General features: G+C 77.2%; 2 protein-coding genes. Both read right to left on the bottom strand.

Annotation, left to right across the window (positions count from 1 at the left end; all coding sequences use genetic code 11):
* Nucleotides 1–26: 26 nt before the first annotated feature.
* Nucleotides 27–7,202 carry a beta-ketoacyl synthase N-terminal-like domain-containing protein gene (locus tag H181DRAFT_RS12340; protein WP_078895693.1) on the bottom strand — a complete coding sequence of 2,392 codons (7,176 nt, stop codon included), beginning with the start codon at nt 7,200–7,202 and terminating at the stop codon, nt 27–29.
* Nucleotides 7,199–21,214 carry a non-ribosomal peptide synthetase gene (locus H181DRAFT_RS28805; RefSeq protein WP_045864458.1) on the bottom strand — a complete coding sequence of 4,672 codons (14,016 nt, stop codon included), beginning with the start codon at nt 21,212–21,214 and terminating at the stop codon, nt 7,199–7,201. Before H181DRAFT_RS28805 ends, H181DRAFT_RS12340 begins: the two co-directional genes overlap by 4 nt.
* Nucleotides 21,215–21,384: the final 170 nt, after the last annotated feature.

The raw sequence follows: 21,384 nt of genomic DNA, 5'->3' as shown, positions 1-21,384 counted from the left end.
GTTCCGCTCTCTCTCCTCGTGGGGGGTCACCGGCTCGCCTCCAGCAGCGCCACGGCCTCGTCGAGACCGATTCCGCCGCTTGCCAGCGCGTCGAGTACGGCGTCGGCCTCTCCCGCGGCGGCCCCCTCCCCGGGAGAGGGCGTCGCGCCGGGCGTCCCGGACGCGGCGCCGGACGTCCCGTCCGCCGTCCCGCCTGACGCGGGCGCCGCTTCCGGCGGAGCCACGGGCGTGCCGGACTCGGCGAGGTGCCGGGCGAGCCGTCCGACGGTCGTGTACGAGAAGAGGTCGCTCACGTCGAGTTCCAGGCCGAGCCGTTCGCGCGCGGCCACGATCAGCTCCTCGGTCAGCAGCGAGTCCAGGCCCATCTCCTCGAAGGGCGCGTCCTCACCGATCGACGCCGGGTCCTCGTAGAGCACCTCGCCGAGGGCGTCCAGCAGGGTGTCGCGGATGTGCGGGACGTCCAGCCGGCCCGGCGCGGGCACATCCAGTCCCAGTCCCGGTCCCGGTTCCGGTCCCGGTTCCGGTCCTGGTTCCGTTGCGGGGACGGCAGCGGGCGGCGGGGGCTCGGGAGCCGCGTCGAGTGCCGGCGGGGAGGCTGCCGTTCCGGCCTCCGGTACGCGTCCGAAGTCCCGGAGGTGGCCCCGCACGAGGCGTTCCTCGCCGACCGCTCCGCCGTCGCCCGGTCCGGCCTGACGTTCGAGCTGGTTGTCGTACCAGCACCGGATCCGCTCGAAGGGATAGTGCGGCAGGGAGATGCGGCGTCCGATGTCCCGGGCCCCGCATTCGGCCGCCAGGTCGGCGCGCTTCCCTCCCAGCCACTCGGCCGTCCGCGGCGTGTGATCTGTCTGCGCCGCCGCGGACTCCGGCTGCGCCTCGATCCGGGCGAGCCCGTCCAGCAGCTCCTCCCTCGTGCTGTGCCGCACCGCGGCCCGCCGGGCGAGCTGCGCACGCCCCACGGCCAGCGTGTAGACCACGTCCGCGCGGGCGGGGCCGTCGCCGCCGGCCCACGCGGACCCAAGGCGTTCGCGCAGGCGGGCGGCCAGTTCGGCGAGGGCGGCGGGAGTACGGGCCGAGAGGAACGCCGTCATCGTCCGCGCGTCGTCGGGCGGAGCGGGCGCGCGACGGGGCGGCTCCTCCACCACGACGTGCGCGTTGGCGCCGCCCGCGCCGAAGGAGCTGATGCCCGCGCGGAGCGCCGCCGCCTCCCCGTCGGGCCCGGTGGGCGACCACGGGGCGGCGTCCTGCTGCACGGTGAACGGCGTGGCCGTGAAGTCGATCTCCGGGTTCGGGGGGTCGGAGTGCAGGGACGGTACGAGCGTGCGGTGCCGGAACTGCAGCAGGACCTTGGCGAACGCGGCCATCCCGGCCGCCGATTCGAGGTGGCCGATGTTCGACTTCACCGAGCCGATGGGGCAGCGCTCTCCCGTCCCGCTCGTCCAGCCGTGGCGGGCGAAGGCGGAGGCGAGCCCGCGTATCTCCAGCGGATCGCCGAGCGAGGTGCCGGTGCCGTGCGTCTCCACGTAGGTCAGGTCGCGTGCCGTCATGCCGGCGTCGGCGAGCGCCTTGCCGACGAGGTTGGCCTGCGCCTTGGGATTGGGGACGGTGTAGCCGTTGGTGCGGCCGCCGTGATTCACGGCGCTGCCGCGGATCACGGCGTGGACGGGATCGCCGTCGCGGAGAGCCGCGGCGAGCGGCTTGAGGACCACGGCCCCCACGCCCTCGCCCGGGACGTAGCCGTCGCCGCCTGTCCCGAAGCTGCGGCACCTGCCCTCGCTTGCCAGGAACCGCCCCTGGCTGAGCATCAGGTACTTGTTCGGGTGCACGGAGACGTTCACCGCACCGGCCACGGCCACCGTGCACTCCCCGGCGCGCAGCGCCTGGCACGCCAGGTGGAGCGAGCTGAGACCGGACGAGCAGGCGGTGTCGACGGCGACGCTGGGCCCCTCGAAGCCGAAGAAGTACGACGCCCGGTTGGCGATGCACCAGAAGGCGCTGTTGGCGTGCACGGCGTTGCCGCGCAGCCGCTCCTCGCCCTCGTGGACCTGGTACTCGCTGTACATCGCGCCGACGTACACGCCGACGTCCCGCGGACGCGTCGGATCGGTGCCGGGGGCGAGTGCGGCCGGCGTGTAGCCGGAGTCCTCGATCGCCGCCCAGCAGCTCTCCAGGAACAGCCGGGCCTGCGGGTCGACGGTGCCCGCCTCGCGCGCGGAGATGTTGAACAGCGGGGCGTCGAAGCGGTCGATGCCGTCGAGGAAGCCGCCCCACTTCGCGTACGAGGTGTTCGGCACGTCGCGCTCGGCGCGGAAGAAGCCCTCCAGCGGCCAGCGGTCGGCGGGGATCTCGGTGATGGAGTCGCGGCCGTCCAGGAGGTTCTGCCAGAACTCCTCCAGGCCGACGGCCTGGGGGAAGCGGCCCGCCAGACCGATGACGGCGACGGCCCGCCCGTCGTCCCCGGCACCCGGCACCGGCTCGGGCTTCGGCACCGGCGGCGCGCCGGTCTCCGGTACTGCCCCGGTCGGGGGCGTGGCGGCGGGGGCCGCCTGCGAGGACGGAACAGGGGGTGACGAGGGAGAGGGGGGCGAAGGGTCTGCGGGGACGGGCGGGGTTGCCGGAGCCGTCTCCGGAGCGGCCACCGTAGCGGTCTCCGGGGAGGACGCGCCCAGGGCCCGCTCCAGCTCCGCCGCGGGCAGTTCGGCCCGGAGGTGCTCGACGATCTCCGCCGCGCACCGGCACTCGAAGAGCAGGGTGCGCGGCAGCCGCCCGAAACGTTCCGAGAGCCGGTCCACGGCGCGTATCCCGGTGAGCGAGTCGACGCCGAGGTCGTCGAAGAGCGTGTCGGGGTCCACGTCCTCAGGCGTGTGGCCCGTCACGTCCGCGAGCACGCCCCGCACGATGCCGAGCAGCGGATCGCCCCCGGAGCGGCCGGACCGCGCCGGGTCAGCGGCGACGGCTCCCCCCGGGCCTCCCGGACCCGCCGGGCCCCCGGCGTCCGCCGTGGCGGCAGCGGTCGCCTCCGCCGCGGGCGCCGGAGCGGCCGGGGCGGAACCCCCGGGCAGCAGCTCCGGTGGGGGACCGGCCGCATCCCCGTAGAACACCAGCGGGCACACGGGGCCGCCGGGTGCCGCGGTCAGCAGCGCCTCCAGCGCTTCCAGCCCCACCCGCGTGGGCATCGGCGCGGCCCCGATCCGTGCGAGCAGCTCCGCCGGATCACCGGGCAGCGCCATGCCGCCCTCCGCCCAGTAGGGCCAGGCCACCGAGAGGGTGCGGCCCGTACGGCGGCCCGCACGCACCTGTGCCGCACGGTCCTCTGCGAACCGGTCCATGGCGGCGTTGGCGAAGGCGTAGTCGGCCTGGCCCTCGCTTCCCAGGGACGCCGAGACCGACGAGTACGCGACGAAGAAGTCGAGGTCGAACCCGGCCGTCGCGGTGTCGAGAGCGCACGCCCCCAGCACCTTGGGCCGGGTGACCTCCGCCGCCGCCGCGGGGTCCTTGGCCAGCAGGAAGCCGTCGCGCAGTGTGCCCGCGCAGTGGAAGACGCCGTGCGGGGCGCGGCCCTGCGCCGCGAACCGTCCGGCCAGCGCGGCCAGGGCGGCGGTGTCGGTACCGTCCGCCGCGACGTGTTCCACCGATCCGCCGCTGTCCCGGGCGAGTTCGCGCAGCCGTTCCCACCCGGGATCGCCTGCCGTGCGCTCCGTGCGGCCGATCAGGACGACGTCGCAGCGGTGCACTGCGACCAGGTGCGCGGCGAGCAGCGCGCCCAGCCGTCCGTGCCCGTTGATCCAGTAGCGGCCCCCTTCCCGCAGTCCGGGCCCGCCGCCGGGAGGCGTCGCGGACGGGCGGTACTCGCGGGTGCGGCGCTCACCGCCTGCGTCCACAAGGACGTGGCGGGTGCCGGGGGACGGGGAGGTCTCCGCCGCGAGCAGGGCGGCGGTCCCGCCGTCCGTCAGCCCTTCGGGGAGTGCCACCGCGCACAGGTCGAAGCGGGGGTTCTCGCGGCTGAGCGAGCGCCCCAGAGCTGCGAACCCCTCCCCGACGGCACCGTGCGCGGGATCGCCGGCGAGATACGGGACGAGGATCTGCGCACCCGTCCTCGCCAGCGGGCGCAGCAGCGCACGCAGCATCGCCACAGCGTCGCGCACCCAGTCCACCGCGGCGGACGGCCCCGACGTGCTCGCCGTGTGCGCGCCGAGCCAGATCACGGTCGGACGGCGCGCGGCGGTGCCCGACGCGGTGCCCGCTCCGGTGGCGCCGGCGGCCAGTTCGGCGATGCGGCGCCCCGTCTCCTCCGCGTCGCCGTCCGGCACGCCGGTGACCGCGCCCAGGCGCTCCGCCAGTTCGGCGCGGAGCGCCGCGCCGCCGCCGAGCACCACGAGCGGCCCGCGCGACCCGTCCGCCGGAGGGGGCGGGGCAGGCGGCAGGGGCACGTCGGCAGGGGCCAGAACGTGCAGCACCGGCCCCTCCGCACCGGGGTCCGGTGCCGGAGCGGCGGCGGGATCCGCCGCTCCCCGGGCCGGGGCGGGTCCCGCAGCCACTCCGGGTTCCCCGTGGGCCGACGCGGCGGTGGGCCGCAGCGCAAGCCCTGCCAGCTCGATCCGTACCGAACCGTCGGGGGCGAGGACGGTGATGTCGAACTTGCGTATCCTGCCGCCCCGGCCCGCCAGCTGCCGCGGACGCGCGTGGACCAGGGCGTCGGAGGGGAGCGGTCCGTACATCTCCAGGCGCTCCACCGCGAACGGCAGGTAGCGCTCGCTCGCCCCGCCGTCGCGGGCGAGGAAGCCGATCACCGTCTGCAGGGCGCCGTCCAGCAGCGGCGGGTCCAGCACGTCGTCGCCGGTGCCGCCGTCCTCCGCGCCCTCCGGCCGGGCGAGACGGGCCAGCACGTCGCCCTCTCCGCAGGAGAACTCCGTGACGACCTGGTACCGGGGCCCGTAGCGGACCTCGTGGCGGGCGAAGAGGGCGTACAGCTCGTCCGGGGTGAGGGAGGTTCGGCACCGCTCCCGGATCTCGGCGACCGGGGAGTGCGACGGTGCCGCCCCGGACGTGCCCGGCTGCGGCTGCGGTACGCGGGCCGTGACGTGGACGCGGCGCTCCCCGTCCCCGCCGCCGCGCGGGGACGAGGTGACGGTGACGTCCAGCGCCCCCTCGGCGGGGGCCACTTCGGCCCGCAGCACCAGCGCCCGCGTGACCTCCGCGGACTCCTGGAGGACGAGGTCCTCGACACGGCGCGGCGAGGCGCCCGCCGCCGCCCCGGCGGCGGCCCGTACGCACTCGGCGAACGCGGCCGCGGGAAGCAGGGGACGTCCCTCGACGACGTGGTCGGCCACGAGGGGTTCGCCGGGGTCCAGGTCCCGCTCGTAGGAGAGCCCGCGCAGCGTCGAGGTGTTGCGGTCGAGCATGCCCCGGCCGTGCGTGCGGGCCTGGGCCCGTGGAGGCTGAGGCCCGCTCAGCGGCCAACTGCGGCTGTGGTCGAAGGGGTAGCCGGGCAGGCTCACCCGCGGCCCCCGGCCGGTCCCGGCGGGCGGCACCTCGTCCGTCTCACCGGCCTCCCAGGCCCGCAGCGCGGCCGCCATGGCGCCGCCGTCGGCAGGATCGGACGTTCCCGGCCCGTCGCCCGTACGGCCCGGACCGTCCGTCGCGCCGTCCCGGGCCCGGTCCCGCAGCGCCCGCGCCGCGCGCGCGGTGTCCCGTGCGGCCACGGCGAGCCGGTGCGGGAACCGGCTGCGGCCGTCGCGCAGGGTGCGGGCCACCGCCTCCAGCGGAGCCGTCCGGCCCGGGCCCTCCAGATGGACGGCGAGCCGCTCCGCCATCTCCCGCAGCGCACCGGGCGTACGTGCCGAGAGCACCAGCGGCTGCGCGGACCCGCTGCCGGGTGTCTCTCCGGCGGGCTGCGGGGCCTGTTCGAGGACGACGTGCGTGTTGGTGCCCCCGATGCCGAACGAGCTCACCGCCGCCCGCCGGGGACCGTCGGGCACCGGCCACGGCCGCGGCGTCTCCGGCACGAAGAAGCGGCTCGCGGACAGGCCGAGCAGCGGGTTGGGGGAGCCGAAGCCGTGCTGCGGCGGGACGAGGCCCTGCTCCAGCGCGAGCACGCACTTGACCAGGCCGGCCAGCCCCGCCGCCGTGTTCAGATGCCCCACGGCGGACTTGGCCGAGCCGAGCGCGCAGGGCCCGCCCGCGTCGCCGTAGGCCTCGCGGAGGGCGGAGAACTCCACGGGGTCGCCCAGCTGCGTGCCCGTGCCGTGCGTCTCGATCAGGCCCACCGACTCCGGCTCGACCGCTCCCACGGCCAGCGCCTCGCGCAGCGCCGCCGCCTGGCCGCCGGGCGAGGGCGCCTGGAAGTGCTGGCGGGCGGCGCCGTCGTTGTTGACGGCGGAGCCGCGGATCACGGCCCGTACCGGGTCGCCGTCGCGCAGCGCGTCGGCGAGCCTGCGCAGGACGACCGCGCCGCCGCCGTTGCCGAACACCGTGCCGTCGGCCTGCTCGTCGAACGGGCGGCAGACGCCGCTGGGCGAGAGGATCATGTCCGGCGACGACGGGTAGCCCGCCTGCGGAAGGTGCAGCGACACCGCCGCCACCACCGCCGTGTCGGACTCGTCGCCCAGCAGGCTCTCGACGGCCAGGTGGACGGCCACGAGCGAACTGGAGCACGCCGTCTGGACGTTGAGCGCCGGGCCGGTCGTGCCGAGCTGGTGTGCGATGCGGGTGGCGGCGAAGTCGCGGTCGGCGGAGGAGAAGCGCGCCATTCCCGCCGCGTCCAGCTCGGTGATGCCGACGGGCGGCAGCGTGGGACGCGCGGTGGAGGTGAACACGCCGGTGGCGCCCGGTGTGCCGTCCGGCGCCAGGCCGCCGTCCTCGAGGGCGGACCACGCCAGCTCCAGCAGAATGCGCTGCTGCGGGTCGAGCCACTCGGCCTGCCGGGGGTTGAGGCCGAACAGCGCGGCGTCGAAGCGGTCCGCGTCGGGCATGGCGCAGCCCGCCGGTACGAAGCCGGGACGTCCGAGCCCGGCGGGGTCGTGGCCGAGCGCCACCAGCTCCTCGTCGGTGTAGCGGCGTATCGCGGTGCCGCCCCGCACGAGGAGGTCCCAGTACGCGGCCGGGGAGGAGAGCGGGCCGAACCGGCACGAAGCGCCGACCACCGCGACCGCGGTGGGGTCGTCCTGGGCCGGGATCGTCTCCTGGGGTGCCAAGGGCATGGTCATCCTGCTTCCGTGACTGCGCTGCGCGAGGCCCGCCGGCGGGCCTGCCGGAGCTGCTGCGGGGAGAGCTGGTGCGTGGGGTGCCGGGGCGGGGGAGGCGGGGGTGCGGCGGTCCCGCCGTCCGGGACGGTGCCGCCTTCCGGGACGTCCGGGGCTTCCGGGCCCGCGGCGGTTCCCTCGTCCGGACGCCCCGTGCCGGGACGCCGCGTGGCCGCGGTGCCTGCCAGACGCGCGGACACCAGCTCCCGCTGGCCGTCGAGGGTGGGGTGGGAGAAGAGGTCGCCGAGGACGAGCCGCGCGTCCGGGAAGCGCTCCGTCAGCCGGACGAACAGGGTGCCCAGCAGCATGGAGTTGCCGCCCGCCGCGAAGAACGTCGCGTCACCCGGCACCTCCTCCACGCCGAGCAGCTCCCGCCACGCGCGGGCGATCTCCTCGCGGACGTCCTCACCCGCCGCAGCGTCACGCTCCCGCGTGACAGCGGAGGACGCCGGTGGCGAGGCCGCGGCCTCCCCGGACCCGGCGGCCGGACCGGTCGGACCGGAGGGGCCGGCCGGACCCTTCGCCGCCTCGACCTCCGCCGCCAGGGTGTTCCGGTCGGTCTTGCCGTTGGGGGTATGCGGCAGGTCGTCGCGGAAGACGTACCGCAGCGGGCGCATCCACTCGGGCAGGCGCCGCGCCGCGAACTCCCCGAGTTCCCGCGCGGACGGAGCCGCGCTTCCCGGCTTGGGGACCACGACGGCCACGAGGCAGGCGCCCGCACCCTCGCCCTGGACGAGGACCACGGCACGCGCGGCATCGGGATGCTCGCCGAGCACGGCTTCGATTTCGCCCAGCTCCAGCCGGTGGCCGCGGATCTTCACCTGGGTGTCGGCCCGGCCCACGAAGTGCAGACCGCCGGGCGTGCGCCGCACGAGGTCGCCGGTGCGGAACCAGCGGCCGCCGCAGCCGGGCTCCAGCGGGTGCGGCGTGAACCGGTCCGCCGTCTGCTCGGGGCGCCGCCAGTACCCGTGTGCGACGCCAGGACCGCCGATCCACAGCTCCCCCGTCCCGTCCGTCGCGGCTGCGGCCGGGCTCCCGGTGCCGCCGGGGACGGTGACGAGGAGTTCCGTGGCTCCGACCGGCTCGCCGAGCACGACGGGCTCTCCGGGCCCGAGACGGGCGGCCGTGGACCAGATGGTCGCCTCCGTGGGCCCGTACACGTTCCACAACGACCCGACCCTGGCGGTGAGTTCACGTGCGAGCCTGTGCGGCAGCGCCTCGCCGCCGCACAGGGCGGTGAGCCCGGCCCTCCCCTTCCAGCCGCTGTCGAGGAGCAGTTGCCAGCCGCTGGGCGTCGCCTGCATCACCGTGATGCCCTCGTCGTCGAGGACCCGGCCGAGGCGGGAGGTGTCCCGCACCGTGTCGCGGTCGGCGACCACCACGCGGCCGCCTCCGGACACCAGCGGCAGGAGGAGTTCGAGGACGGAGATGTCGAAGCTCGCCGTGGTGACCGCGAGCAGCCGGTCCCGCTCGCTCCAGCCGGTCAGCCGGCGGAACGCGTCGAGGGTGTGCAGGACGTTGCGGTGGCTGACCTGCACGCCCTTGGGCCGTCCTGTGCTGCCGGAGGTGAACATCAGGTACGCGGGCGCGCCGCCGCCCGATGCGTCCGCGGCGCCGTCCTCCGGGACGGGCACGTCGGCGCTCGGTCCGCCGTTTCCGTCGAGTTCGCCGAGTTCACCGAGTTCGTCGAGTTCGTCGAGGAGCACCGTGCGCAGCCCGGTGCCGGTCAGGGGCCCCGCCTCGGCCCGCTCGGTCACCGCCAGCGCGCACCCCGCGTCCTGAAGGATCAGCCGGATGCGCTCGGCCGGGTACGAGGCGTCGAGCGGCACGTACGGGCAGCCGGCCCGCAGCACACCGAGCAGGGCCACCGGAAGCCGGCAGCTCCGCCCCACCAGTACGGCGACGGGCTCGCCGGGGCGGACCCCCGCCGCGTGCAGGGCGTGCGCCACCGCGGCGGTGTACCGGTCGGCCTCCGCGTAGGTGAGGCGGGCGCCGGACGTGTCGCGTACCGCCTCGGCGTGCGGATGCCGGGCCGCGAGGCGCCGGAAGCGGCCGTGCAGCGTCAGGGCGCCGGGGCCCGTCAGCTCTCCGGCGGGGGCGTCCAGGCCGTCGGCCAGCGCAGCGGCCAGCGTGAACCAGGTGTCGACGAACGCGTCGAGCTCCGCAGCCGTCAGCGCGGTGCTGCGGTGGTTGGCGAGGATCTCGACGCCGTCCGGGCGGTCCGTCAGTTCCAGGCCCAGGTCCCAGTGGCCGCCCTGGCCCTGGATGAAGACGCGCTCGCCGAGCGGACCGCGTTCCGCGCCCTCGGGGCGCGGCCAGTTCTGGTACGCGAAGGTCAGGTTCGGCACGGCGGTGTCGCCGCCCGCCTCCCGGCACAGCTCCGCCGCTGACGGGTAGGGCAGGTCGGCGAGGGCGAGCGCCGAGCGCACCTGGTCCTGCAGCGCGGTCAGCCACTGGCGGAGCGGACGCTCTTCGGCGGGCTCGACCCGTACCACCACCGAGTTCACGAAGTGCCCCACGGCGTGGTCGTATTCGGCGCCCGGACGCCCGTAGACCGGCACCGACACGAGGAACGACGGCCGGCCGGTGAAGGAGGCGACGGCCAGCGCGTACGCCGCGAGCTGCACCGTGAAGTCGCCGACCCCGGCCGACGACGCGGCGGCGTGCAGCCGGTCGCGCAGCGCGGCGGGCATGTGGTACTCCGCGTGCCCGGCGGCCCAGGGGTGCGCCGAGCTGTTGCCTCCGGGGAAGCGGGGGGCCGGCGGGACCGTCCGCAGCCGTTCCCGCCAGGCGCGCAGCGCTTCCGCGCGGGCCGGGCCGTCCGCCGCCGCCTCCTCCTCGGCGAGGAAGCGGCCGAAGGAGGCGCTCCCGGACGGCGCGACGGAAGCCGCCGGGTCCTGGAGCAGGGTCTCCAGGCTCCGGCCGATCAGCTCCACGGACCGTCCGTCCGCCACCAGATGGTGGACGGACAGCTGGAGGACGGTGCGGCCCCCGTCCTCCTGCCACAGCACGGCGCGCAGCGCGGGTCCCGTGTCGAGGGGCAGCGGCCTTCCGGCCTCCTCGCGCATCGCGTCGAAGAGGCCGTCTGCTGTCACCGCGCGGACCTCCAGCGTCCCGTCGGGAAGCGCCGCGCCGCCCCGCACCGCGGGGAGGAGCCGGAGCGCCCCTTCCCGGGGAGCGAGGCGCCTGCCGAGCGCCGGGTGGCGAGCGACGAGCGCCGTCAGGGCGGCGGCGACCGCCTCGCGGGTGCTGTCCTCCGCCAGCCGCCACGCGACCGACAGGTTGTACGGCGCGTACGGGGCGGCCGCGTGCTCGGCGGTCCACAGCGGGATCTGACGCTCCGACACGGGCCAGCCGGCGGACTCGTCCTGGGGTTCCGGTACGGCGCGCGGCGCCGCGGACGCCGGGACGGCGTCCGGCCCGTCGCCCGCGGGCGCATCCGCTGCCGTGACCGCCGCGAGGGCGGGACCGTGGGTGCCGAGCAGGCTCCGGGCGAGATCGGCGACCGTGTCGTGGTCGTACAGGGTGCTGCGCGGCATATGGCCGAGCGAGCCCTCCAGAGCACGGGCGAGCCGGGTGAGCGCTATGGAGTCCACGCCCAGCTCCGCCAGGTCGGCGTCCGGGCTCAGCGCGTCCTCGGGGAGCCCGGTGACGGCGTGCACCTGCCCGGTCAGCCACCGCACGGCGGCGTCGAGGGGAGCGGTCCCCGACGGCCGTGCGGGCGGGAGGAGCCCGGCGCCGGGAGCGACGGCCGGAGGCTCCGGATGCTCGGGGTGGCCGCGCACCTCCGGGGGCTCCGGGGCGCCGCCCACGGCACCCGTCGCCGACGCCCACCTGTCCAGGTCACCGTGCGCGAGCACGGCGTGCGCCGGTCCGCCGCCCGCCGGTCCGTCGTGTGCCGGGATACAGCCCAGCAGCCGCCACAGCTCCTCGGCGGCCTCCCCGACGGGAAGCGGCTCCAGGCCGTAGGCCTCCCGGAGATGGTCGAGGGTCGAGGCGGGCGGGCGCATGCCGCCGCCCGCGAGGGCGGGCCAGCCCACCGACAGGGTCCGGCCCGGGCGGGCGCCGAGCACCCCGGACGCGCGGTCCTCGGCGAAGCCGTCGAGGAAGCCGTTCGCGAAGGCGTAGTCGGACTGGCCCTGGTTGCCGACGTGGACGGCGACGGAGGACGCGAGGGCGAAGAAGTCCAGCGGATGGCCGGCGAGTGCCGCGTCCAGGGCCGTGGCGCCGAGCAGCTTCACGCGGCACACCTCGTCGACGGCTGCCGCCGTCTTCGTCCGCAGGAAGCCGTCGCTGAGCACCCCGGCCACGCACACCACGCCGTTGAGGCGCAGGCCGCGTGCGTCCAGTCCGGCGGCGAGCGCCGTCACGGACCGAGGGTCGGTCACGTCGCACTGCAGATACGTCACCGGTGCCGGCCCGGAGCCGTTCGCGGTGCCCGCGCCCGGGCGCGGAGCCCGCGCGCCGCGTCCGGTGACCACGAGGCGGGCGCCCGGGGCGCGGCGCAGCACGGACTCGGCGACGGCCGTGCCGAGGCCGCCGGTCCCGCCGGCGATCAGGTAGCAGCCGTCGGGGCGCAGCGCGAACGGCTCGTCCGCGCGGGCCGCCCCGACCAGTCCGGCACGCTCGCGGCCACCGGCGCCCAGCCGCACCCAGGCCGGCGGATCGGCGTGCGCCAGCTCCGCCCGTACCGCGGTCTCCGCGTCGCCGGGGGCGCGTTCGCACCAGGCGCGGTCGGCCGTGACGAGACCCACGCCGAAGCGCCCCGTCTCGCCCGCGACGGTGCGGACGAGCCCGTGCAGCGCGTACTGCGCGGCGCTCCCCGCCTCCGGACGGGCGCACACCGCGAGGCGTACCTGCCCGGCGTCGAGGCGGCGCCCGGAGACGAGCGCGCGCAGCGCCGCGAAGAGCGGCAGCACGGCCGTCCCGGAGAGCCGGTCGTAGGCGTCCGCGGCCGCCTGCGGTGTGGCCGACGTCTCCGGGGAGCACAGCGGGCCGTCCTCGTCGGGGACCAGCAGCACTCCCGCGTCGGGGCCGAGTTCCGCCAGAGCGGCGTCGAGCCGGGCGCGCGTCCCTTCGGGGTCGCCGGGCGTGACGGACTCCCAGCCCAGCCGTGCGTCCGCGCGGTGGGCGAGCGCACGGGAGAGGGGACCCGCACCGCCGATCAGCAGCACCTTGCGGCCGGGCTCCGCCTGCGCGGCCCGGTCGGGGAACCAGCCCAGGGTGTACGGCGCGGTGCGCTCGCGGAGCGCGTCGTGCCGGGCCGTGGGGGAGTCTCCGGGCAGCGCCGCGGCGGCGGCGCGCGACGGTACGGGCGCGGCGGCCGCAGCTCCCGGGGCAGGGCGCGCGGCGGCAGCGGCTACGGCGGCGGCGCCCCGCCGTGCGAGCGGCTCCGCCCGCAGCAGGAAGCCGTCCACGTCGGCGACGGCCGCCCCGTCCTCGTCGAGGACGCGCACGTCGAACAGGTGGACGTTGGAGCCCGTGCCGCCGTGGGCCGGGCGCACATGGACGTATACGGGACCGGTGACGGGCCGGTGCGCCACAAGGCGGTCGACGGAGAGGGGACGCAGCCACTCCGTGGGCTCCTGCCCGTCCGGAGCCATCGCCGCGTAACCGGCCGCCTGGAACGCGCCGTCGAGCACGGCGGGATGGAGGACGGGCCGCCCCGCGGGCCCGGCGGGGGCGTCGCACACGAGGCGGGCCAGGACCTCGCCGCCGGAGCGGGAGACGGCGGTCACGGGCCGGTAGCCGGGCCCGTAGGAGAAGCCGTGCGCGTCCAGGACGCGGTAGAACGCCTCGGCGGAGTCGGCGGCGCCGTCCGCCAGGACGGCGGACAGACGCTCCGGCGCGTAGGCCAGCAGCCCGTCGAAGGCGCCGGTCCCCGTCCGGCGCCGCCCCCCGGTCTCGACGGTCCCGCGCACCACGGCGGTGCCGCCGCTGCCGATGGCGAAGGGGTGCCGGCCTCCCGCGGGAGGACCGTCCTCGTACGAGAGCGAGCCGGCCAGGGCGGGACCGCGCCACGGAGCGAGGAACGTGACGTCCTCGACCGCCGCCTCGTAGGGGTTCACGGCGTGGGCGAGCAGCGACTCGAGCACCGCTTCCAGGGCGAGCGCGCCGGGAGCGATCGGCTCCCCGTCGACCACGTGGTCGGCCACCCACGGGTGACCGTGCGGGAGGGAGAGCCGCACCGTGCCGTTCTCGGGCGCGCCCTCCACGAGGGGCAGCGCACGGGTGGTGCGCGCCCCCAGCAGCGCCGCCTCGACCGTGCCGGGCGGGGGACCCGCCGCCCGGTGACGGGAGCCGGCGAACGGGGTCGTGGGCAGCGCGACCCTGCGGAAGGTCCCGGGTTCCGGCTGCCGGCCGCCCCGGTCGCCCGAGGCGACCCAGGCGCGGGCGCGCCCCGCCACGGAGCCGTCCGCCGGCCCGCCGGCCGCTGAGGACCCGCGCGGCGTGCCGTCGCCGCCGTCCGTGACCAGCGCGGGGTGGGAGGAGCCGGCGGCCAGCGCGCGGAGGGCGGCGACGACCCCGGCCCTGGCGGCCGCGCCGGCGGGGTCGTCGCAGACCACCGCGGCCCGGCACGGCCAGTCGTCCCGGCCGGTGTGCAGGGTGGCGGCCACGTCCGTCAGGGACGCGTCGCCCGTGAGGGTTCCGCCGGGTGCGTCGAGCACGGCCGCGAGACGTTCCGCGACGAGCGCGAGCCGTTCGTGGTCCGGCGCGCCCAGCGGGAGCAGGGCCGGCCCGGTCGGCGGCGCCGACGCGGCCGCGGGCACCGGGAACTCCTCGATCACGACGTGGGCGTTGGACCCGCCGGCGCCGAACGAGCTGACCGCGGAGCGCCGTACCGCGGGCATCCCGCCGGGGGCGGACGGCCACTCCTCCGCCTCGTGCTGCACCCGCAGCGGGCTGCCGGCCAGCTCCAGGCGGGGGTTCTCGGGGCGGGCGTGCAGGCTCGGCACCAGCCGCCCGTGCCAGAGCTGCAGGACGGCCTTGGTCAGTCCGGCGACCCCGGCCACGGCCTCGCCGTGCCCGATGTTCGACTTCACCGAGCCGATCCGCACGGACCCCGGACCCGCCCCGGGATCGCCGCCGAACGCCCGTGCCAGTGCCCGCACCTCGATGGGGTCGCCCAGCTCCGTGCCGGTGCCGTGCGCCTCGACGTAGCCGATGTCCCGGGGCCGCAGACCCGACCGCTCCAGGGCCCGGGTGACGAGGTCCGCCTGGGCGACGGGGCTCGGCACGGTGTAACCGCTGCCCTGGCCGCCGTGGTTGACGGCGCTCCCGGTGATGACCGCGTACACGGTGTCGCCGTCGGCGATCGCCCGCTCCAGCGGCTTCAGGACGACCGCCCCCGCGCCCTCTCCCGGCACGAAGCCGTCGCCTCCCGCGCCGAACGCCCGGTTCAGCGGACCGGGCGACGTCATGCCGACCGAGCCGAGCGCGGCGAACCGGTCCTGGTGCAGGAACAGGTGCACGCCGCCCGCGAGCGCGACGTCGGCGTCGCCGGCGGCCAGCGCCTGGCAGGCCAGGTGCACGGCCGTCAGCGACGAGGAGCACATCGTGTCGACGGCCAGGCTCGGGCCGTTCAGGTCGAACGCGTAGGAGACGCGGTTGGCGATGGAGGAGTACGCGGTGATGCCGTACTCCGCGTTGTCGGCGCCGGTGAGACGCGCGTCCCGCTGGGCCAGCAGGTTGCTGTGCGAGGTGACGCCGACGTAGACGCCGATCCGGTCCCCGGTCGCCCGCTGGGAGAGGCACGAGCGGGAGTAGCCGGCTGTCTCGAACGCCTCCCAGGCCGTCTGGAGGAACTGCCGCTCCTGCGGGTCGAGTACGGCGGCGTCGCGCGGCGGGATGCGGAACAGCGCGGCGTCGAACCGGTCCCAGTCGTCGAGGAAGCAGCCGAACCGCGTGGTGGCGGGATCGAGGACGTGCGCCACCCGCCAGTCCCAGCGGTCGGACGGCACCTCGCGCACGGCGCTGCGCCCCTCCGCCAGCAGACGCCAGAACGAGTCCGGGCCGGGGGCGCCGGGGTAGCGGCCGGCGAGGCCGACCACCGCGACCGGCTGCTGCGCGGCGCCGGACCGGCCCGCGCTGCGTTCGGGCGCCGAGGTCGTGGCGCGGGCCGGTCCGGCGGTGCCGTCGGCGGGCGACCGGTCCGGCCGCTCCGGTACGCGGCCGTCGCCGCTCTCCGCGGAGGCGGGCGCGGCCTCGACCGGGTGCTCGGGTGCCGGGGGCGGCGGGGACGCGGGTCCGTCCGGCCGGCCGCCGTCCGCGGCCGCCGCCACGGCGGGCGGCATCCCGGGTGCGCCCGCCTGCGCGGTAGCGGTGCCGGGGTCCGTGACGAGCCGTCCGGCCAGCGCGTTGATCGTGCCGTGCTCATGCAGGGTCGTGCCGGGCAGCGGCCCGAAGACGCGGCCCAGGGCCGTCGTCAGCTCCACGTGCAGCAGCGAGTCCAGGCCCAGCTCCCGCCACGGCACGTCGGCGGGGAGCGGCCGGTCGCCCGGCAGCACCTCGCGCACCACGGTGCGGATGCGCTCCTCCAGCGCCTCCAGCTCCGCCGCGCCCGCCTCTGCCGCGCCCGCGTCCAGCTCCGCCGCGCCCGCTTCCGGCTCCGCCGCGCCCGCTTCCGGTGCGCGGGTCACCGGCCGCCGGGAATCCGCCGCATGTGCTTCCGCGGCATGTGCTTCCGCGGCGTGCGATTCCGCCGCGCGAGCCCCGGACGCGAACGCCTGCCGTTCCTCCGGCATGCCGGGCACCTCCTGGTCGTCGGGGTCGGGGGAGGCGTCCGCCGGGCCGCCGCCGGCGTGCTGAGCGGAGGCGGTCTCCACCGCCTTGAGCTGGAAGGCGTCCAGCGCGTGCGGCCGTCCGCCGAGCACCAGCGAGAACGGGTGGGACGCGCGTACGCACTCCTCCAGAGCGGCGCACCCGTCCTCCGCGGTGAAGGTCTCCAGGCCGGGGAAGCCGGCGAGGACGGGATCCGAGTAGCGGCGCGCGAGCCCGGTGTCCCGCCACAGGCCCCAGGCCACGGCACGGGTCGGCGTGCCGGGTCCGTCCAGCGCGGCGGCGACCCGGTCGAGGCAGGCGTTGGCCGCCGCGTAGCCGAGGCCGCCCTGGCTGCCGAACGTGCCGAGGAACGACGAGAACAGCACCAGGGCCGTGCCGGGGAACCGCGCCCGCGCCCGGTGCAGCGGACCGAGTGCCGCGAGCTTCGCGTCGAGCCGCGGATCGAGGGCGTCGTCGGTGAGTTCGTGGAGCAGCGCGTCGTGCGCGGCGCCCGCCGCGTGCAGCACGGCGTGCGGTGTGCCGTACCGCTCCAGGCACTGGGCGAAAGCCGCGTCGACGTCGGCCTCCCGGCGCATGTCGCCGCGTACGTAGTGCGCGCTCCCTCCGGAGTCGCGCACCGACCGCAGGATCTCCCGCACCGGCTCGTCCGGGGCGGAACGGCCCACCAGGATCATCCGGGCGGCCCGCCGCGCCGCGAGGTCCCTGACGACCGCGCCGCCCACCCCGCCCGCACCGCCGAAGACGATCAGGACGGGCGAGTGCCCGGGCCACAGGGCCCCCGGGCCGGGCTCCTTCCCACCGCCGGTGCCCGGGGCTTCGCCGATTCCGGCCGCGTTCTCCGAGGGCACGAGGCACTCGACGCGTCTGCCGCCGCCCGCCGCGTCGAGCGAGACGAGAGGCGCCCGCACGCCGCACGGTTCGGCCAGCACGGCGTCACACGCCGGGGCCGCGGCGGGCAGCGGGCCGGGCAGGTCGACCGCCGAGACGGTCAGCAGAGGCGACTCGTGGGGGAGCGCGCGGAGGGCTCCGAGCAGGGCTCCCTGCTGGGCGGCGCCGGGTCCTGCCGGAGCTTCGGGCGCCGCCAGCCCGGTCGTCACGAGCGTGAGGGCGGCCGGGGTGCCGCGTGCGTCCAGCTCCCGGGCCGTACGGACCATGGCCGCCAGCCAGCGGTGCAGCTCTCCCAGTCCGGCGTCGCCGAGCGGCCACTGCGCCCCTCCGGCCAGGAAGAGCACGCGCACGGGCCCGTCCTCCGTCGTGGGCGGCGGCTCGTCGCGGCCGGTCACCATCACCCGGGGGGCGTGGGGATGCGGGCCGCCGCCCGGACGGGCGCCGTGGCGGGCCGCCAAGTGGCCCGCCCACGCCCGGGCTTGGACGCGGGTGCTGTCGTCGTGCACCAGCAGGACGGTGCCGGGCGGATCGCCGCCGTCCTGCCGCGACGTGAGGGGAGCCCGCACCCAGCGCGGGACGAGCACCGACGGAGGTGCCGTTGCAGCCGGCGTCGGGACGGCACGGGTGGAGGCGTGCGGGGCGCCGTCCTCCCACGGCGGCGCGAGCCGCACCCTGCGGAAGGGGTGGCCGGGGAGCGGGATTCGGCGCGGGGGGCGTTCGTGCTCCGGCCAGTGAGCGGCCCAGTCGGCGTTTCCGTCCGCCAGCCACTGCCCGGCCGCCGCGAGGGCGGGGTGCCCCGGGGCAGCGGGAGCGCCCTCGCCCGGGACGGCGACCGCGGGGTGCCGTTCCCCGGCCGCCAGAGCCCGCAGCGCCTCGCGTAGCCCGGCGCGGTCACGCACCGTCAGCATGCGCCGCACGGGCAGTGTCTGACGGCCTGTCTGAAGGGTCCACGCCCACTCGGCGAGGACGGCCGGACGTCCCCGGTCCGCGCCGCGGTCCAGGTGGTCGAGGAGACGGCGGGCCATGAGCGGAAGGGCCTCGGGCCTCGCCGCCGAGAGGGGGAGCAGCCAGGGCCCGGGGCTGTCGTACGCCGCGGCGGCCGCGGCTTCCGCCTCTTCAAGGACGACGTGCGCGTTGGCGCCGCCGATGCCGAAGGAGCTGACCGCGGCCCGGCGGGGCGTCCCCGGCGAGACCCACGGGACTGCCCGGTCGGCGACGGCGAGGAAGCCGCCGGACAGGTCGATGGCGGGGTTGAGCCGGGTGAAGTGCGGGGTGCCGGGGATCGTTCCGTGCCGCATGGCCAGGAGGACCTTCACGGTGCCGGCGAGTCCGGCGGCCGCCTCCAGATGGCCGATGTTGGCCTTCACCGAGCCCACCCGCAGCACACCGCCGGGGCCCGCCGCGCGTCCCCCGTCGGGACCGCCGGGTTCGAGCGCCGCCCGCAGGGCCTCCATCTCGATCGGGTCGCCGAGCGGTGTGCCGGTCCCGTGGGCCTCCACGTACCCGAGGTCCCGGCCGCCGAGCTCCGCCCGCGCCAGCCCGTCGCGGATCAGCGCCGCCTGCGCCCGGGGGTTGGGGGCGGTCGGCCCGCTGGCCCGGCCGCCGTGGTTGGCGGTGGCGCCGCGCACCACGGCCAGCAGCGGGTCGCCGTCCGCGACGGCGCTGCGGTGCGACTTGAGGACGAGCCAGGCGGCGCCCTCACCGCGCACGTACCCGTCGGCACCGGCGTCGAAGGCCCGGCTGAGGCCCTGCGGGGAGAGCATCCCGGCCTGCTGGAACGCGACCTGGTTGAAGCCGTTGCCGAGGAGGTTCACTCCGCCCACGAGGGCCGTCTCGCACTCCCCGCGCTCGATCGCGGCGACGGCGAGGGCCAGCGCGGTGAGCGACGCCGAGCAGGCGGTGTCCACCGTGACGCTGGGCCCGGTCAGGTCGTAGTGGTACGAGATCCGGTTGGCCAGGAACGTGGGGAACGTGCCGAGCGTGGCGTAACCGTCGGCGCCGCCGGCGGCGACCGTGTGCTCCCGGAAGTCGTAGCTGGAGGCGCCGACGAACACGCCGGTGCGGCTGCCGGCGAGGCGGTCGGGCACCAGCCCGGCGTCCTCCAGGGCGTGATGGCTGAGTTCGAGAAGCAGACGCTGCTGCGGGTCCATGGAGCGGGCCTGCCGCAGCGGGACGCCGAAGAACTCCGCGTCGAACGCGTCCGGTTCGGCCAGCAGGCCGGCGCGGTGCCGGACGGACCCGGCGGTGCCGGGTGCCGGGGCGGGGCCCGCCAGCCTCTCCGGCGGCAGGTCCGTGACGGCGCAGTCGCCGCGCTCCAGCAGGTCCCAGAAGGCGTCGGGGCCCTCCGCGCCGGGGAAGGAGCAGGACATGCCGATGACGGCGGCCCGGTCCCGGCCGGACACGGGCGGGGCCGCGTCCCCGACGGGCGACGGCACCGGCGCGGCCGGGCGCCTTCCGGCCCCGGTGGAGGACGGCCCGTCCGCCTCCGGTGCGGTCCCGGTGGGGGAGCCGGGCGCAGGGCGTCCGCCGGCCTCCTCGACCGCCGCCGCCAGGGCCCTGATCGTCGGGTGATGCCAGACGGCGGTGTCCGGCAGCCGCACGCCGAATGCCTCGTTGGCCGCCGCGACCAGCTGGACCGCTGCCCTCGACGTGAGTCCCGCCTCGCCGAGCGGGCGGTCCGGCTCCGGCGAGGCGCCGGTGATGTCCCGCACGAGCGACGTGAGCGCGCCGAGGGTCGACGGGCCGGGAGCGCGGCCCGCCTGCCGGTCCGCGTCCTTCCGGCCCGCAGCCGCCGGGACCGCGCCTTCCCGTTCTGCGGGCGTCCGGTCCGGGCCCGTCCGTTCTGCGTGCGTCCGGTCCGGGCCCCGCCCGCCGGACGCGTGCCGCCCGGCGGCGTCTCCGCCCGTCTCCGTCTCCGTCTCCGCCGCCGTGTCGTGGACGCGCTGCCGTACCGCGTCGAGGAAACGCGCCGCCTCGCGGCCGTTGAGTACGGCGTGGTCGTAGGCGAGGGTCAGCAGCCGCGTGCCGTCCGGCCCCGGGTGGGCCGCACCGAGCATGAGCGTCGCCACCGCGGGCGGTACGACGACGGGCGCCGCCTGGAGAGCGCCGTCGTCGTCCAGGGACGACACCAGCAGGGTGGCGGTGCCGTCGACGGTGGACCGTCCGGCTCCCGCCTCCTCCAGCCCCGCCACCCAGCGGCGCGCGAACGTGCCGAAGTCGTCCTCGTCGGCGTCCGGCAGGCCCGCCACCTGCAGGTCGGCGTCGCCGGTCGCGACGGCGACGCCGAGGGTCACGCGGTGGAAGGTCCGCAAGGTCCCGCGGCCCACGAGCCGGGCCCGCAGCCGGGGGTGCTCCCGCGCCGTGAGCGCGGCGAGGCGTGCCAGGGCCTGGAAGTCGCTGACGAAGCCCGCTCCCGACTCCGTGCGCAGCCGGTCCGCGGCGCGGCTCAGCGACGGGGCGTCCAGGGCCACCGTGACGGTGCCGGCGGTCACTTCGGCACGGGACCGCTCCAGCGCCTGGTTGAGCCGGAGCTGGGCGGCGGAGAGGGGGACGTCGTCGAACCCGCCCCGCGCCGGGCCGGCGGGGCCGCCCGTCTCGGCGGCGTCCGGTCCGGCGTCTTCGGTGACGGCACCGGCCTCCTCCGGGCCGTCCCGCCGGGCGGAGGCCAGGTACCGGTCGATGTCGGACGGCGTCAGCAGCGATCCTCGACGGGGTATCAGGGCCAGCTCGCCCGGGGCGAGTCCGAGCAGCCTTGCGTGCTTGCGCGCCAGCGGCGCCATCCGCACCGCGGGGGCCGCGCCGTCCCCCGCACGCTCCGCCTCCCCTCCGCCGTCGCCGCCGGCGGCCCGCGGGGGTGCGGGCTCGGCCGAGGGGGACGCGGCGGAGGGGAGGGGCGCGCGGGCGGGAGGCGTGGGGGGTTCGCCTTCTCCGCCGGGGGAGGTGCCCGGGGCTTCCGCGGTGCCGGACGGTGAGGACGTGCCGGCGGAGGAGGACGGGGAGGCGGCCGGGGAGGGGGCGTCGGGGCGCACGCGGGCCACGGCCGCTCCGACCGCGACGACGTCGCCCTCCTCCGCGAGCCACTGCGTCAACTCGCCGCTGACGGGGGCGTCGACGTCCACCGTCACCTTGTCCGTCTCGCACTCGAAGAGCGGCTCGCCGGCGGTGACGCGTTCGCCGGCCCGGCGGTAGGTCCTCGACAGCCGTGTCTCGGCGACGTCCTCGGCCAGCTGTGGAAGGAGCACCGTCGAGTCGTCCGTACAGCCGCTGCCGCCGCCGTCCCGGTCGTCCCCCGTCGTGCCGACTGCCATCAGGCCTCCTCGCCGGTCCGGTGGTTGCCGACCCACTATGAGCGGCATGCCTGATGGCTCCCTGATGACGGACTGACGGACCGTGAACGCCCCCTCTCGCCGGGGCGCGTGGGCGAGGACACTCACTGGCGGACGAGACGAGCGGGCTTACCGGACTGTCCGCACCGAGG

The sequence above is a fragment of the Streptomyces sp. WMMB 714 genome (assembly GCF_900090125.1).
Lineage (GTDB): Bacteria > Actinomycetota > Actinomycetes > Streptomycetales > Streptomycetaceae > Streptomyces > Streptomyces daqingensis.
Note: the sequence above shows the minus strand (reverse complement) of the source record. Positions and strands in the feature narration are given on the sequence as shown.